This window comes from Pseudomonas sp. TE3728 (genome assembly GCF_056279145.1).
This window is the reverse complement of record NZ_JBWBQT010000001.1, coordinates 1,339,502-1,354,469: the sequence shown is the minus strand read 5'-3', so window position 1 is coordinate 1,354,469 and position 14,968 is coordinate 1,339,502. Positions and strand designations below refer to the sequence as shown.

General features: G+C 61.1%; 12 protein-coding genes and 1 pseudogene. 9 read left to right on the top strand and 4 right to left on the bottom strand.

Translation table 11 applies throughout. The features are described 5' to 3' along the window. Nucleotides 1–3: 3 nt before the first annotated feature. Nucleotides 4–1,629: an NADP-dependent glyceraldehyde-3-phosphate dehydrogenase gene (locus ACZ89R_RS05430; RefSeq protein ID WP_401171293.1), complete on the bottom strand. Its 1,626-nt coding sequence runs from the start codon at nt 1,627–1,629 to the stop codon at nt 4–6. 210 nt (nt 1,630–1,839) lie between these two features. On the opposite strand from ACZ89R_RS05430, the gene ACZ89R_RS05425 reads away from it, so the two are divergent. From ACZ89R_RS05425 to ACZ89R_RS05395, 7 genes and pseudogenes are all read left to right on the top strand, one after another. Further along, nucleotides 1,840–2,727 carry a Dyp-type peroxidase gene (locus ACZ89R_RS05425; protein ID WP_429546446.1) on the top strand — a complete coding sequence of 296 codons (888 nt, stop codon included), beginning with the start codon at nt 1,840–1,842 and terminating at the stop codon, nt 2,725–2,727. Then, nucleotides 2,728–2,823, top strand: a pseudogene (locus ACZ89R_RS05420) (HEAT repeat domain-containing protein); the annotation flags it as partial. A 197-nt stretch (nt 2,824–3,020) separates the two neighbouring features. Beyond that, a complete protein-coding gene (gene lexA / locus ACZ89R_RS05415; RefSeq protein ID WP_192343723.1) occupies nt 3,021–3,638 on the top strand; it encodes a transcriptional repressor LexA in 618 nt (205 codons plus the stop codon). After that, nucleotides 3,638–4,255, top strand: a complete 618-nt coding sequence (gene imuA, locus ACZ89R_RS05410; RefSeq protein ID WP_427623154.1) for a translesion DNA synthesis-associated protein ImuA — start codon at nt 3,638–3,640, stop codon at nt 4,253–4,255. The genes lexA and imuA overlap by 1 nt, the downstream gene beginning before the upstream one ends. Nucleotides 4,256–4,262: 7 nt before the next feature. After that, nucleotides 4,263–5,678 (top strand): Y-family DNA polymerase, encoded by a 1,416-nt coding sequence (locus ACZ89R_RS05405; RefSeq protein ID WP_192343725.1) that lies wholly within the window; start codon nt 4,263–4,265, stop codon nt 5,676–5,678. Continuing rightward, a complete protein-coding gene (locus tag ACZ89R_RS05400) occupies nt 5,654–8,752 on the top strand; it encodes an error-prone DNA polymerase (RefSeq protein WP_429546447.1) in 3,099 nt (1,032 codons plus the stop codon). The genes ACZ89R_RS05405 and ACZ89R_RS05400 overlap by 25 nt, the downstream gene beginning before the upstream one ends. Nucleotides 8,753–8,883: 131 nt before the next feature. Continuing rightward, nucleotides 8,884–10,995: a hybrid sensor histidine kinase/response regulator gene (locus tag ACZ89R_RS05395; protein WP_123495047.1), complete on the top strand. Its 2,112-nt coding sequence runs from the start codon at nt 8,884–8,886 to the stop codon at nt 10,993–10,995. A gap of 180 nt (nt 10,996–11,175) precedes the next feature. Here the strand turns inward: ACZ89R_RS05395 and ACZ89R_RS05390 are convergent, their stop codons facing one another. Beyond that, on the bottom strand, nt 11,176–11,697 hold the full coding sequence (locus tag ACZ89R_RS05390) for a DUF4142 domain-containing protein (protein WP_429543629.1): 522 nt from the start codon (nt 11,695–11,697) through the stop codon (nt 11,176–11,178). Between the two features lie 218 nt (nt 11,698–11,915). On the opposite strand from ACZ89R_RS05390, the gene ACZ89R_RS05385 reads away from it, so the two are divergent. Both ACZ89R_RS05385 and ACZ89R_RS05380 read left to right on the top strand, forming a co-directional pair. Beyond that, nucleotides 11,916–12,158 carry an HP1242/YdcH family protein gene (locus ACZ89R_RS05385; RefSeq protein WP_429546448.1) on the top strand — a complete coding sequence of 81 codons (243 nt, stop codon included), beginning with the start codon at nt 11,916–11,918 and terminating at the stop codon, nt 12,156–12,158. Nucleotides 12,159–12,266: 108 nt separating this feature from the next. After that, the gene (locus tag ACZ89R_RS05380) at nt 12,267–12,527 is read left to right on the top strand and encodes a hypothetical protein (RefSeq protein ID WP_429543627.1); all 261 of its coding nucleotides are present in this window, start codon (nt 12,267–12,269) and stop codon (nt 12,525–12,527) included. 120 nt (nt 12,528–12,647) lie between these two features. Here ACZ89R_RS05380 and ACZ89R_RS05375 read toward each other — a convergent pair whose 3' ends face one another. Together ACZ89R_RS05375 and ACZ89R_RS05370 are read right to left on the bottom strand one after the other, a co-directional pair. Further along, the gene (locus ACZ89R_RS05375; RefSeq protein ID WP_429546449.1) at nt 12,648–13,736 is read right to left on the bottom strand and encodes an SMP-30/gluconolactonase/LRE family protein; all 1,089 of its coding nucleotides are present in this window, start codon (nt 13,734–13,736) and stop codon (nt 12,648–12,650) included. Next, a complete protein-coding gene (locus ACZ89R_RS05370) occupies nt 13,733–14,875 on the bottom strand; it encodes an SRPBCC family protein (RefSeq protein WP_429546450.1) in 1,143 nt (380 codons plus the stop codon). The genes ACZ89R_RS05375 and ACZ89R_RS05370 overlap by 4 nt, the downstream gene beginning before the upstream one ends. Nucleotides 14,876–14,968 lie beyond the last annotated feature (93 nt).

Sequence of the window (14,968 nt, the reverse complement as noted above, 5' to 3'; positions counted from 1 at the left end):
GCCTCAGAAAATGTAGTCAGTGGTCAGGAAACTCGAGTTGCGTCCGCTGATAATCTCGCTGAGAAGCTCTTTGCTGCTTTCCTGGAACTTGGTCGCCACCAGAGTCCGAATCGAAAACACTCGCAACGCATCGTGCACCGACAGCGTGCCCTCGGCGGAGTTCTTGCGGCCGTTGAACGGATAAGTGTCCGGACCGCGCTGGCACTGGGCGTTGAGGTTGATCCGGCCGACCTGGTTGGCGAACGTGTCCACCAGCCTGCCGACCGCCACCGGGTTGGTGCCGAAGATGCTCAGTTGCTGGCCGAAGTCGGATTCCAGGACGTAATCGATCACGGTGTCCAGATGACGGTAAGGCACGATCGGCACGACCGGGCCGAACTGTTCTTCCTGGTAGACGCGCATCTGCGGTGTCACCGGGTACAACACGGCCGGGTAGAAGAACGATGCGCGGGACTCACCGCCATTGGGGTTGACCACGGCTGCGCCTTTGCTGACCGCGTCCGCCACCAGGGTGTGCAGATAATCGACCTTGCCTGATTCCGGCAATGGCGTCAGGGCCACGCCACTGTCCCACGGCATGCCGGGTTTGAGGCTGGCGAGTTTGGCGTTGAACTTCTCGATGAACGCTTCGACCACGTCTTCATGGACGAAGAGGATTTTCAGCGCGGTGCAGCGTTGACCGTTGAACGACAGCGAGCCGGTGACGGCTTCGCTGACCGCATTGTCCAGATCGACCTCCGGCAGAACGATACCGGGGTTCTTCGCATCCAGGCCCAGCGCCGCGCGCAAGCGGTGAGGCCTTGGGTGGAGTTTTTTCAGGTCGCTGGCGGCCTTGTTGGTGCCGATGAACGCAAAGATATCGATCTTGCCGCTGGCCATCAGTGCGCTGACCGTCTCGCGGCCGCTGCCGTAGATAACGTTGATGACACCGGCCGGGAAGCTGTCGCGAAAGGCTTCCAGCAACGGGCGAATCAACAGCACCCCAAGCTTGGCCGGTTTGAATACCACGGTGTTGCCCATGATCAGCGCCGGAATCAGCGTGGTGAAGGTTTCGTTCAGCGGGTAATTGTAAGGCCCCATGCACAACGCCACGCCCAACGGTACGCGGCGGATCTGGCCGAGGGTGTCCTGCTCCAGTTCGAAGCGGCTGGAGCGGCGGTCGAGTTCCTTGAGGGCATTGATGGTGTCGACGATGTAGTCGCAGGTGCGGTCGAATTCTTTTTCCGAGTCCTTGAGGTTCTTGCCGATCTCCCACATCAACAACTTGACCACCGCCTCGCGCTGTTCGCGCATGCGAGCCAGGAAGGTTTCGACGTGCTGGATGCGCTCGGCCACGCGCATGGTCGGCCACAGGCCCTGGCCGCGGTCGTAGGCGCGGACGGCGGCGTCGAGCGCGGTCAATGCGGTGTCGGCATCGAGCAGCGGCGTGCTGCCGAGGATCACCTGTTCATCACCATTCGCACCGCTCAGGTACACCGGGCTGCGGACTTGAGCGAGGGGCCCGGACCAGGTTTTCAGTTCGCCATCGACCAGATACTCGCGCTGCTCGGTCGGGCCGTTGAGGCGGTACTTTTCCGGGACGTTGTCGGCGGTGGGAAACAGGTTGCCAAGGATTTGTGCTGTGGTCATATCGCTACCCCGTCTGGATTGGGTGATGCACTGATGAATCGTTTTAGCAGACCTCGGACTTGCTTGTCATGGCTCATCTTATGATTTTTTTTGCTCGGCGTTATGGATCGCGAATCTGTCGGCAGCTGCTACGGGGCGATCTTTTGCCCTGAAAACACACAAGTAACGATCCCCCGGTTAAACTTCATGTTCTTTCTCAAAGGAGTTCATATGAGTTATTACCAGCCGGGCATTCTCGCCACCCCTGTTCCGCCTCAAGCTCGTCATATGTTCTTCGCCCTTGAATCCGTTGAGGCACTGCCGGCTGCGCTGGATAATCTGATGCGCCTGGTGGACGGCAAGTCGGCTGTAGTCGGTTTTGGTGAATCCCTGGTCAAGGCGTTGCACGCGCAGATCGACGGGCTGCGCGCCTTTCCTGCGCTGGTCGGTGTCGGTGTCGACAACCCGTCCACCCAACACGCGCTCTGGTGCTGGCTGCACGGGGTTGACCGTGGCGAACTGCTCAATCGCAGCCGTGCGCTCGAAGCCGCGCTGGCACCGGCCCTGCGTCTGGTACAGATGAACGAAACCTTCCGCCACATGACCGGGCACGACCTGACCGGTTACGAAGACGGCACCGAAAACCCTCACGATGAAGCCGCTGTGGCCGCTGCATTGTTGAGCGACGGCGCGGACGGTCTGGTCGGTGGCAGCTTCGCCGCGATTCAGCAGTGGCAGCATGATTTGAAAGGTTTCCACGCATTGCCGCCCCATGAGAAAGACAACATCATGGGCCGTCGCCTGAGCGACAACGAAGAACTCGATGACGCGCCGATCTCTGCCCACGTCAAGCGCACCGCCCAGGAAAGCTTCACGCCCGAAGCCTTCGTGGTCCGTCGCTCGATGCCGTGGATCGAAGGCGATCGTGCCGGCCTGATGTTCCTGGCCTTCGGTTTTTCCCTCGATGCGTTCGAATCCCAGTTGCGGCGCATGAGCGGTCTGGAAGACGGCATTACCGACGGTCTGTATCGCATCAGCCGACCGATCACCGGCGGCTACTACTGGTGCCCACCGCTCAAGGACGATCGCCTTGACCTGCGCGCACTGCGTGTCGGCTAAACCTCGAGTAAAGTCGGACACGCCGATGCCGGTTCTGCCTTGGTTGAAGCCTTGAGCGACGATTACTGGCAAGTCCGCCTGCGCGCCACTCGCAGCCACGAACGCGGCATCTACCCGTGGCCCTACCTCTCAGGACTCACCTGAAGCCTGTAGGAGCTGACGAGTGAAACGAGGCTGCGATCTTTTGATGTTGTTTTTAAAGAGCAAGATCAAAAGATCGCAGCCTCGTTTCACTCGACAGCTCCTACACAGCTCCTACAAGTCCTTGTCAGGAAAAGCTCAAAAGAGTACAAATGTACTCCATGACGACTTTAACTCCCCGCCGTACCGCCATCCTGACCTTCATCCGCGATCGAATCGCCGAACATGGTCAGCCCCCGAGCCTCGCTGAAATCAGCGAGGCCTTTGGCTTCGCCTCCCGCAGCGTGGCACGCAAGCATGTGCTGGCGCTGACCGAGGCCGGTTTCATCGAGGTTAATCCGCATCAGGCGCGCGGCATTCGGCTGTTGAATCAACCGCCGCGGCCCGAACTGCTGGACGTTCCGGTACTCGGTCGAGTGGCGGCCGGTGCGCCGATCGGTGCCGATGCCGAGATCCACAGCCGTTTGCTGCTTGATCCGTCGATCTTCTCGCGGCTACCAGATTACATGCTGCGGGTGCAGGGCGATTCGATGATCGAGGACGGTATTCTCGACGGCGATCTGGTGGGCGTGCGGCGCAATCCCGAAGCGGTCAACGGCCAGATCGTCGTGGCGCGGCTCGACGGCGAAGTCACTATCAAGCGTTTCGAGCGGGTCGGCGATTCTGTTCGCCTGTTACCGCGCAATCCGGCTTACAAACCGATCATTGTTCGAGCCGATCAGGATCTGGCCATCGAAGGCGTGTTCTGCGGTCTGGTGAGGCAAGGGTAATGGGCGCCGTCGTTGCGTTGGATACGCTGTTCAATGGCGGCCAGGTCTGGAAGGGCCGGCCTGCGCCACCGGCCGTCAGCCCGCAACCCACCGGGCATGCGGCGCTGGATGCGGCATTGCCCACAGGTGGCTGGCCGGAAGCGGCGCTGACTGAAATCCTGTTGGCCGGGCAGGGCGTGGGTGAGTTGCAACTGGTGTGGCCGGCGCTGGCGCGGCTGTCGGCGGCAGGTGAACGCATCGTGCTGGTGGCGCCGCCTTACGTGCCGTATCCCCAGGCCTGGCAGAACGCCGGGGTCGATTTGCGGCAACTGTCGATTATCCAGGCCAGTGAGCGCGATGCGCTGTGGGCGGCGGAACAATGCCTGCGTTCGGGCAGTTGCGGGGCGGTGTTGTGCTGGCCGCACAAAGCCGACGATCGGGCATTGCGACGTTTGCAGGTGGCGGCGGAAACCGGTCAGACCCTGGCGTTCGCCTATCGCTCGATCAGTGAAGCCATCAACCCGTCGCCAGCGGCCCTGCGCATCGCCATCGACGCCAAACCTGCGCAGTTGCGAGTGCTCAAGTGCCGGGGCGGGCTGGCCCGTTCGGCGCCGATTGCCTTTGCCATCGGGCATTGAGGTTGCCATGCGCTGGGTTTGCATTCTCTTCCCGCAATTGGCGCTGGACGCGGTATTGCGTCAGCGCCCCGACCCCGACGAACCGCTGGCGCTGCTGACCGGCCCGGCCCAGCGTCGGGTGCTGCAAGCGGTCAACGGTTCGGCGCGGGCGCTGGGCTTGCGGCCCGGCCAGTCGATGACCGCCGCTCAGGCCCTGAGCAAAGGGTTTGTCACCGCCGAATACGACGCCGCCGAGATCGAACACTGGCAGCAATTCCTGGCCGCCTGGGCCTATCGGTTCAGCTCTCAGGTCAGCGTGCATTACCCGCGCGCCGTGGTGTTTGAAATCGAATCCAGCCTGGGCTTGTTCGGGCCCTGGCCGCAGTTCGAAGCGCGGTTGCGGGCGGAACTTGGCGAGCTGGGGTTTCGTCACCGGATTGTCGCCGCGCCCAATCCGGTGGCGGCGCGAGTGCTGGCCAACGTTTATGACGGTCTGGTGGTGCCGGACAATGACGCCTTGCAGCACCATCTCGGGCAATTGCCCGTCGACCGGATCGCCCTGGAGCCAAGCGTTGCCACGGCACTGTCGCGCATGGGGCTGCGCACTTTGAGTCAGGTGCAGGCGCTGCCACGACATAGCCTGGCCCGGCGTTTCGAAGCCCAGGTGCTCAAGCATCTGGATACCCTGTTTGGTTTACGACATCTGGCGCTGGCGTTTTACCTGCCGCCGGACCGTTTCGATGTGCGCATCGAACTCAACTTCGATGTGCAATCCCATCAGGCATTGCTGTTTCCATTGCGCAGGCTGACCGGCGATCTGGCGGCGTTCCTCTGCGGACGCGACAGCGGTGTGCAGCGTTTTGACCTGCACCTGGAGCACGCCGGGTTGCCAGACACGCTGATCAAGGTCGGCCTGCTCAGTGCCGAGCGCGATCCGGCGATGCTGTTCGAACTGGCCCGGGGGAGGCTGGAGCAGGTTCAGGTCGAGGCGCCGGTGCGCGGTTTTCGTCTGCGCGCCGAAGACTTGCCGACCTTTGTGCCCCAGTACCAGGAACTGTTCGATGATCGTCCGCAGCAATCCTTGCCTTGGGAGCAACTGCGCGAACGCTTGCGCGCACGGCTGGGGGATGACGCGGTGCAAGGCTTGCGGTTCCAGGCCGATCACCGGCCGGAATGCGCGTGGCAGGCCAGTGTCGACAGCCAGACTTGTGAGGTATTGCCTGCCGTGCAACGTCCGGGCTGGTTGCTGACGGAGCCACAGGCAGTACACGAAGGTTCGACGCGTATCCTCATGGGGCCGGAACGCATCGAGTCGGGCTGGTGGGACGGCGACGACGTGCGCCGCGATTATTACCTGATCGAAACCCGTTCCGGTCAGCAGGGCTGGGCCTATCGGGCGGTGGGCGAAGGCGGTCCGTTGTGGCTGCAAGGCTGGTTCGCATGAGTGTCGATTATGCCGAGCTGCACTGCCTGTCGAACTTCAGTTTCCAGCGCGGTGCTTCCAGTGCGCTCGAGCTTTTTCAACGGGCGAAAAAGCAGGGCTATCGAGCGTTGGCGATCACCGACGAATGCACCCTGGCGGGCATCGTCCGCGCCTGGCAGGCGGCCAAGGCCGTGGAGTTGCCGCTGATCATCGGCAGTGAAATACGCATCGAAGACGGCCCGAAACTGGTGCTGCTGGTGGAAAGCCTCGAGGGTTACCAAACCCTGTGCCGGCTGATTACCCGCGCCAGACGCCGTACGCAGAAAGGCCAATATCAGGTGCTGCGGGAGGACTTCGGCGAGCCGTTGCCGGGGCTGTTGGCGTTGTGGGTGCCGGACGCCGTCGATGACGTTGAGCAGGGTCACTGGCTGAAGCAGACCTTCGCCGAGCGCCTGTGGCTGAGCGTTCAGTTACATCGCGGGCAGGACGACACCCGGCGACTGGCGGCGCTGCTGACCCTGGCGCGGGAATTGCGGATCCCGGCGGTGGCCAGCGGCGATGTGCACATGCACGCCCGTGGTCGGCGTGCCTTGCAGGACACCATGACCGCGATTCGTCATCACTTGCCGGTGGCCGAGGCCGGGTTGCGCCTGCACCCCAATGGCGAACGGCATTTGCGCAGCCTCGACGCCTTGCGCGATCTTTATCCGCAGGCACTGCTCGACGAAACGCTGAGCATCGCCCGCCGCTGCAGGTTCGACCTCGGTCAGTTGCGCTATCAATATCCCCGGGAGCTGGTGCCTGAGGGGCGCACGGCCACGTCCTGGCTGCGGGAGTTGGCTGAAAAGGGTGTTCGGTGGCGCTGGGAGAAAGGCCCTAAAGCCGAGGTGTTGGCGCAGATCGACAAGGAACTGCAACTGATTGCCGAGCTGGGGTACGAAAGTTATTTCCTGACGGTTCACGACATTGTGAATTTCGCCCGCAAGCAACACATTCTGTGTCAGGGGCGCGGTTCTGCGGCCAACTCGGCGGTGTGCTACGTACTGGGGATCACGGAGATCGACCCGGAGCGGAGCACGTTGCTGTTCGAACGTTTTCTCTCCAAAGAGCGCAACGAGCCGCCAGACATTGACGTCGATTTCGAGCACGAGCGGCGTGAAGAAGTCCTGCAATACGTGTTTCAGCGTTATGGTCGGACCCGCGCGGCGCTGACGGCGGTGGTCAGCACTTACCATGGTGCCGGCGCAGTCCGCGATGTGGCCAAGGCACTGGGTTTGCCGCCCGATCAGGTCAACGCCCTGGCCGACTGCTGCGGCCACTGGAGTGATCAGGCGCCTCCCGTCGAGCGCCTGCGTGAAGGTGGTTTCGATCCCGACAGCCCGGTGTTGCGCCGGGTGCTGAGCCTGACGGGGCAGTTGATCGGTTTCCCCCGGCACCTGTCCCAGCACCCTGGCGGTTTCGTGATTTCCGAGCAGCCCCTGGACAGCCTGGTGCCGGTGGAAAACGCCGCCATGGCCGAACGCACCATCATCCAGTGGGACAAGGACGATCTGGATGCGGTCGGGCTGCTCAAGGTCGATATTCTGGCGCTGGGCATGCTCAGCGCGATTCGCCGTTGTTTCGATCTGCTGCGTCGGCACCGTGGCCGGGACCTGAGTCTGGCAACGGTGCCGGCTGAAGATCCGCAAACCTACGAGATGATCGGACGTGCCGATACCATCGGGGTGTTCCAGATTGAATCCCGGGCTCAGATGTCGATGCTGCCAAGGCTCAAGCCCACGACCTTCTATGACCTGGTGATTGAGGTGGCAATCGTTCGTCCGGGGCCGATTCAGGGTGGGATGGTGCATCCCTATCTGCGGCGGCGTAAGGGCGAAGAAGAGGTGATCTACCCGTCGAAAGAACTCGAAGCGGTGCTGGAGCGTACGTTGGGCGTGCCACTGTTCCAGGAACAGGTGATGCAGATCGCGATTGTCGCCGCCGACTACAGCCCCGGCGAGGCCGATCAATTGCGCCGCTCCATGGCCGCCTGGAAACGCCACGGCGGACTGGAACCGCACAAGGAACGCCTGGCGGACGGAATGAAGAAAAACGGCTACACGGCGGAGTTCGCCGCGCAGATCTTCGAGCAGATCAAAGGCTTCGGCGATTACGGTTTTCCCGAGTCCCACGCCGCCAGTTTCGCCTTGCTGACTTATGCCAGTTGCTGGTTGAAATGCCACGAGCCGGCGGCCTTCGCCTGTGCGCTGATCAACAGCTGGCCCATGGGTTTCTACAGCCCGGACCAGATTCTTCAGGACGCCCGCCGGCATCATTTGCAGATTCGTCCGGTGGACGTACGGGCCAGTGACTGGGATTGCAGCCTGGAACCGATTACCGGCGCGCAGCTGGCCATTCGCATGGGGTTGCGGATGATCAAAGGCTTTCGCGAGGACGATGCCAGGCGCATTGAAGTCGCACGGTCGAAAGGGGCGTTTGCCGACATCGCCGACCTTGGCGAACGGGCGCGACTCGATGCCCGTGCCCAGGAGCAACTGGCCGATGCCGGTGCATTGCGCGGGCTGGCCGGTGACCGGCATCGGGCGCGCTGGGAAGTGGCGGGTGTGCAGAAGCAGCTCGGCTTGTTTGCCGGTTTGCCGAGCCAGGAAGAGCCGACGGTGTCTCTGCCCAAACCCACCGTGGGCGAGGACCTGCAAGCCGATTACAACAGTGTCGGCACCACCCTCGGCCCGCATCCGCTGGCATTGCTGCGGGGTGAATTGAAAGCCCGGCGTTGCCGCAGTTCGAAAGAACTTATGGATGTCGAGCACGGCCGACCGGTCAGCGTCGCCGGGTTGGTGACCGGTCGGCAACGCCCGGGCACCGCCAGCGGCGTGACCTTCGTGACGCTTGAAGATGAGTTCGGCAACGTCAACGTGGTGGTCTGGCGCGACCTGGCCGAACGGCAACGGCAGGTACTGGTCGGCTCGCAATTGCTCAAGGTCGATGGGCGCTGGGAAAAGGAAGGGGAGGTGCGGCATTTGATTGCCGGACGCCTGAGCGACCTGAGTTCACTGCTCGACGGTATCCATGTGCGCAGCCGGGATTTCCGCTGAACCGGCGACATTCAGCTATACCTCAATGAAACCATTGGCGTCGGCGGTGCTCGAAACAAACGGGCACGCACCGTCTCCTCACGCCGTTGCACTGCCTGAAAACATGTCATTCACAAGACATAGGCCAGTCGATGCAGTTTCTAGACAATAGCCACGGATGTACCGGCTGGAGCGGCGAAATGGCCGGACGCATTCGCGCGTTCGACTGGAGCCTGACTGAGCTCGGGAGCATCGATACCTGGCCCGGGAGCCTGTGCAGCACGGTGCAATTATTGCTCGCCTCACCCCTGCCCATGGTGATGCTGTGGGGCCGGCCCGGTTACATGATCTATAACGATGCCTACTCGAGATTTGCCGGTGGGCGCCATCCTTACCTGCTGGGTTCCCCGGTGGAGTTGGGCTGGCCAGAGGTCGCCGAATTCAATCGGCATGTGGTGGACACCTGCCTTGCGGGCGGCACCTTGTCCTATCACAACAAAGCTTTGGTGCTGTTGCGTGACGGCGTACCCGAAGACGTCTGGATGGATCTTTACTACAGCCCCGTCGCCGATGATGACGGGCACCCCGCCGGGGTCATGGCGATGGTGGTCGACACCACTGACCATGTGATTTCCGAGCGCCGCCGCCAGGAAGCCGAAAGCGCTTATCGCGCCGACAACGAAAGAGTTCGCCTGGCTCTTAATGCCGGGGCTTTGCTCGGCTCATTCGTCTGGGATATCAAGGCTGATGTGCTGTCTGCCGACGAACGCTTCGCCCGCACGTTTTCCTATCCGCCCGACCAGGACCTTGCCAACCTGTCACCGCTCATCGCCGAAATGCAGATCCATCCCGACGACCGCAGTTGGGTTCAGGAACGGATCAATCAGTCGGTGGAAACCGGCATACCCTATAACGCCGAATACCGGGTCCTGCGCCCCGATGGCAGTTACCTGTGGGTGCTGGCCAGCGGGTGTTGCGAGTTCGATGAGCAAGGCGAGGCGTTCCGCTTTCCCGGGGTGTTGATTGACATCCATGAACGCAAGAGCGCCGAAGAATCTTTGCTCAAATTCACCCGCAACCTGGAGCAGCGAGTCGCCGACGAAGTCGAGGCGCGGCTGGCGGCTGAAGAGCAGTTGCGCCAGTCACAGAAACTCGAAGCCATCGGCGGTCTCACCGGTGGTGTGGCCCATGACTTCAACAATTTGTTGCAGGTGATCGCCGGCAACCTGCATTTGCTGGCGCGTCACGAGCCGGACAACGCCAATGTGCAACGCCGGGTCAGCGCGTCGATTGCCGCGGTCGAGCGCGGTGCCAAATTGTCGTCGCAATTGCTCGCATTCGCCCGTCGTCAGCCTTTGTCGCCGGCGGTCTGCGATCCACGGCAGATCTTCGAAGGCCTGGGAGAATTGTTGCAGCGGGCGCTGGGGGAAACTATCCAGATCAAGGTGACGGCGCCTGACGATCCATGGCATCTCTACGTGGACCGCAATCAACTGGAAAACGCCATTCTCAACCTCGCGATCAACGCCCGAGACGCCATGAACGGCGAGGGGACCATTGCCCTGAGTGCCGAGAACATTGCCCTCGACCGCAAGTTTTGCGCAGGCAAGGGCATCGTCGCCGGCGACTATGTTTGCGTCGCGGTGGCTGACACAGGTGTCGGCATGTCGCCTCAAGTGCTCGCACAGGCCTTTGAACCGTTTTTCACCACCAAGGCCGACGGCCAGGGCACCGGCCTGGGTTTGAGTATGGTGTTCGGTTTCGTCAAACAGAGCGACGGGCATATCGAGATTTCCAGCGTCGTCGGGCAGGGCACTCGGGTGCAGCTGTATTTCCCGCGCAGCTTGCGCCCGTTGCCCGGTGAAACAACGCGCCATGATCCGCAGCACCGTGGCGGGCACGAAACCATTCTGGTGGTCGAGGACAACGAAGCGGTGCGTGGCTCGGCGGTGGATTTGTTGCGTGAAGAGGGCTATCAGGTTCTGACCGCGGCCAACGGTGACCTGGCCATGCAGATGTTGCTCGATGGCGTGGCAGTGGATCTGATCTTCACCGATGTGGTTATGCCCGGTCTGATCAAAAGCGCGGACCTGGCCGCCTGGGCCAAGGTGCAGAATCCACCGGTGGCGGTGCTGTTTACCTCCGGCCACACCCGGGACATTATTTCGCGCAATCACCAACTCAGCCCCGACACTTATCTGCTGAGCAAACCTTATGGCCCTGAAGCGCTGTTGAGTAAGATCCGCAATGTGCTGGGTGGTTGAGACCTGTAGGCTGTAATGCGATCGCCCCTGTAGGAGCGAGGCTTGCCGGCGAACAAGAACCCCGCGGTTGTATCAGGTACCCCGCGTCATCGTTCTTCGCGGGCAAGCCTCGCTCCTACAGGGGCTAACCGGCCGGCATCAAGGCTTACCCGCGCCGGGCAAGCCTTGTTCCTGTGGAGGTTATTTGTCGGGATGAGCCGCCTGGAGTTTTTTCGCCATATCCAGGTGTTTTTCCAGCGCCGGCAGCATTTTTTGTGCAAAGGCCTTGAGGTCGGTGGCGCCTTTGGTCTTGTCGTCCGTCACCGTATTGGCTTCTTTCTTGAACCGTTCAATGGCTTCTTCGTGAGCCTTCACCTGATTGTTGGCATAGGCCGTGTCGAAGGATTCATCGCGCAGGTCGAGAATTTTTTCCTTGGCCTGTTTAACTATTGTCGTCGTGTCCGGCACTTCGATGTCATGCTTTTTCGCCAGTGCCGCCAGTTCATCGTTGGCTTTGGAATGATCGGTGATCATCATATTGGCGAACGCCTTGACGTCGGCCGATGAGCTTTTTTCCAGGGCCAGTTTGCTGGTCTCGACTTCCGCGATGCCGCCCGCGACCGCGTCATCGACGAAGTCGTTGGAATCGGCGGCAAAAGCTGTGCCCATGCTGGTGCTCAAGGCAACGGCCAGGGCGAGGTGACGCAGATTGAAGCCGTCCATTGATCATTCTCCACACAGGTTTCTATGGGCGATCCGGGTGATCGTTATTCAATGGAGGCGGGCGCTCGAGTAAAGGTTTTATCGCGTTTGCGACAGGACGACGAACGGACACCGCTGGTCTGATAGACGGTCGACAGAACCGGGTAAGCGAGGCCATTCTGATAGCTGGTGAACGCAATCGATCACGTTTGCCACCGATTAACAAACGGAGGTGTTCCATGCCGGTGACCCATGACCTTTATCAGGACTTGCGCTGCACGAAGGAAGAGATCCAGCAAAAACGCACCAAGGATCCGTTACTGGATTCACTGCTCAACAAGTACTCCCAGGCGGACGCCGAAATATTGAAGGCCGAGTCCGCACAATCGGATGCGCCCAGCGATGACGCACTGAAGAAGCTCAAGGAGAAGCGCTTGCAGGTCAAGGACAAGATCGTCCAACAACTCCAGGCACGGTCCTGAGGCGCTATGTCGAGTCACCGACGACCGGTGACTGAAAAATTGGAACGGGGATAAATACCGGCACCTCGAACGATCAGAGCCGACTTTGCGGCCCATGCGAGGTGCCCCATGCCCCATTCAGCCTTTCCCCATAAAGAAAAGTACCCCAGCGAACAACAGGGGGGCTATGACCCGATCCCGACTCATCCCGAACCCCTGAGCCCGGGACGCACCACCGTCAACCCCGAGGATGAACCGGGCATCGATGAATTGCCGGACAATGAGGACATAACGCCTCTGGAACAGGATGACGTCACTGACATCGACCCGGAGCGAGTGCGCGAAGAGACAGACAATTCGGTTCGTGATGGTGAGATGGATCCGCGTTGATTCAAGATCAAAAGATCGCAGCCTTCGGCAGCTCCACAGTTGACCGTGCGCACTGTGATCTTGCGGATGCACCCACCCCCGTAGGAGCTGCCGAAGGCTGCGATCTTTTCGCGGCAACGTCTATTTCAACGCCGTACTCAACGGCAACCGCGCCATGTGCCGCGCTTTCAGCGATCCCAGATACAACCAGTCCCCATACTCGCGCACGGTGGTGATGGGGGAGTAGTTGCCGCTGCTGGCGTCCTGCAGATTGGCAATCACTTTACCGTCGAGGTCCAGGCCAAGGGCGAAGGCGCGTTTCTCCACCGGTTTGGGCAGGACCGTCATCGCGCGCACGATCATTTTGCGTACCAGAGGGTAGGGCGCCGTGGCGTCGAGCAGTGCATTGCGCGGGGCATACAACGCCACCCAGAAACGGTCGCGACCATTGAATGCCAGGTTGTCCGGCAGCCCTGGCAAATTGTCGATGAACAGATCGTGGGTTCCGGCTTTCGGCCCGGTCAGCCAATAGCGGCTGATGCGATAGGCGCCGGTTTCGTTGACCAACACAAACGCATCGTCAGGCCCCAGGGTCACACCGTTAGCGAACTCCAGTTTGTCCAGCAGAACCGTCGTTTTGCCGGTCTGGAAGTCATAACGCAGCAATCGGCCGTCGCCGCCGTGCTCGATGATTGCCTCGCCATCCTTGCCGTAACCCCAACGGCTGGATGCATCGCTGAAATAGGCGTAATGCCCGGGCTTGTCGATGGCCACGTCATCGGTAAAACCGAAGGGCACGTTGTTGGCCGTGGTGCTCAATGCAATCAACCGGCCTTGAGCATCGAGCGACAGCAAACCCTTGACCCCGTCGGCGATCACCAGCAAGCCATTGGGATGGCGTGCCAGGCCCAATGGCCTGCCACCGGTATCGGCCAGCACCCTGGTGGTCTTGCCGTCGAGGCTGGTGCTAATCAACCGGCCGTCATGCAGGCCGGTGATGAGGATGTTTTCTTCCAGAAGCAATGCTTCCGGGCCGTCGATGTCGGCGGCACCGACACGCTCCACGCCTTTGAGGCGCTGATTGTCTGTGTAGATGCCATCGATGAGGGAGGGCGCTGGTGACGGTGTCCAGGCGATCGGCTGGACCTTGGTGGGTAATAACAACAGGAAGCCGCCAATCACGATGATCAGCAGCAACAGTAAATGCCGAAACCTGAAGGCTCTTTTCACGCGGTGACTCCTGTCGAGGCCAGATGTTTTTGCGCCATCTCGCGTAACGCCAGCATCGATTGCGCCGATTCATGCTCAATGCGCCGTTTGAGCAACAATCGATTGGCGATGCGCATCAGTACACCGCTAAAGCAATATTCCAGGGTGCGGACAAACCGCGTGCCATCGCCAAAAGCCTCGCACTCGTAAGTCAACACCAATGACAGCCCATGATCGTCCTGGGCCCGAGCGCTCCAGCGACGGCCGGGCAAGTATTCGTCGACCTCCCAACTCAAATGTCCCTCACGCCCACCGGCCCGAATGTCTTCCTCGAACCGCGCCCCGGCATACAACGGGCCGCTCTGGCCGTCGACCTTGAGCGAGGACGGATGCCACTCCGGCCAACGTGTCGCCGTGCTGGCGTAGGCGAGCACGGCGAGCGGATTTCCTGCGATGTCGACCACGTGCTGCAGGCGGGTGGGCGTTCTCGTCAGGTGTGGAGGCGCTTGTTCCGGCTCCCAGTGCAGGGTGCCGAACAGGTAGTCCATCAGTGGAAACACGATATTGAAATTGCGCTCCTGCATCAGCTCACGGCGATGGTGCAGTTCGTGCAAACGGCGCATCTGGCGAATCCACGGCAGACGTGTCAGCGGGTTGCCGGGCGGTAAATGTTCGCAGGCATGGAACACTTCATAAGTCAGGTAACCGAGGACCATGCAACCGCCGAACAGCCCAGCGACGTTGCCATTGAGCTGAGCCAGCAGCCACCACGCGGGCGTGGTAATGACGAGGGTGTGCAGCACAATCAGCCAGGCCGGAAACAGAATCACCCGCCAGTCGCGCGCATTGTCGTAGGTCATGTGGCCAAGGGTGAAAAAGCTGTGATGATCACCCGCGTGACGAGCGTAGAACATTCGCGCCAGACGCTTTTTGTGGTGCCCCAGATGCCGATGTATCACATAGACGCCGAAGTTGAAGAACAGCAGGGTCAGCGGCACCGCCAGCCATTCCAGGGGGTGTACCTGATGCACGGTGCTCCAGAACGCGCCGATGGCCAGCAACCCGAACAGCAGCACAAACACGCCGTGCAACCAAGGGTTGTAGAGCGGATGAATATCGGCACGGTAGCGCGCGCGGAATGCTTCGGTGGTCTGCCTCACTGCGTTCACCTGTGGTTATTGTTATAACCAGCAGATTAGCCGATCCCGCCGCAGAGGCTGGCCCAACCTTGAGGCCACATGCGCCATGCTCCG

Bases quoted from the DNA above. Each gene is read 5' to 3' on its own strand.
- ACZ89R_RS05430 (WP_401171293.1), bottom strand. From the start codon at position 1,629: ATGACCACAGCACAAATCCTTGGCAACCTGTTTCCCACCGCCGACAAC.
- ACZ89R_RS05425 (WP_429546446.1), top strand. From the start codon at position 1,840: ATGAGTTATTACCAGCCGGGCATTCTCGCCACCCCTGTTCCGCCTCAA.
- lexA (WP_192343723.1), top strand. From the start codon at position 3,021: ATGTACTCCATGACGACTTTAACTCCCCGCCGTACCGCCATCCTGACC.
- imuA (WP_427623154.1), top strand. From the start codon at position 3,638: ATGGGCGCCGTCGTTGCGTTGGATACGCTGTTCAATGGCGGCCAGGTC.
- ACZ89R_RS05405 (WP_192343725.1), top strand. From the start codon at position 4,263: ATGCGCTGGGTTTGCATTCTCTTCCCGCAATTGGCGCTGGACGCGGTA.
- ACZ89R_RS05395 (WP_123495047.1), top strand. From the start codon at position 8,884: ATGCAGTTTCTAGACAATAGCCACGGATGTACCGGCTGGAGCGGCGAA.
- ACZ89R_RS05390 (WP_429543629.1), bottom strand. From the start codon at position 11,697: ATGGACGGCTTCAATCTGCGTCACCTCGCCCTGGCCGTTGCCTTGAGC.
- ACZ89R_RS05385 (WP_429546448.1), top strand. From the start codon at position 11,916: ATGCCGGTGACCCATGACCTTTATCAGGACTTGCGCTGCACGAAGGAA.
- ACZ89R_RS05380 (WP_429543627.1), top strand. From the start codon at position 12,267: ATGCCCCATTCAGCCTTTCCCCATAAAGAAAAGTACCCCAGCGAACAA.